The following is a 288-nucleotide window of genomic DNA, read 5'->3' as shown; positions in this document are numbered from 1 at the left end:
GCACTCCCCCTCGATGCATTGAAAATTGATCGAAGCTTTGTCAGCAATATTATTGATGACAAAAAAAATCAATCGATCACTAAGGCCATTATTGGTTTGTCGCACAGCCTCGGCCTCAAAGTTGTAGCAGAAGGTGTTGAAACTATAGCCCAGCAGCATTTTCTGATGGATAACGGCTGCGATGCGATGCAAGGCTTTTTACTGAGTAAGCCTTTGCCCGCAAAAGACATAGAAGCTTTGCTTTAATTCAGTTTTCATGCGCCCTATACTTCACCAAAATTTCATTGA

1 protein-coding gene is annotated in these 288 nt (G+C 42.0%); it reads left to right on the top strand.

Going from position 1 to position 288, the window contains the following annotated elements; all coding sequences use genetic code 11:
- A partial coding sequence (locus tag A3762_RS06470) for an EAL domain-containing protein (RefSeq protein WP_082868977.1) occupies positions 1-246 on the top strand: 246 nt, incomplete at its 5' end.
- Between the last annotated feature and the right edge of the window lie 42 nt (positions 247-288).

The sequence above is a fragment of the Oleiphilus sp. HI0125 genome (assembly GCF_001635355.1).
This window is presented reverse-complemented; position numbering and strand designations above follow the sequence as displayed.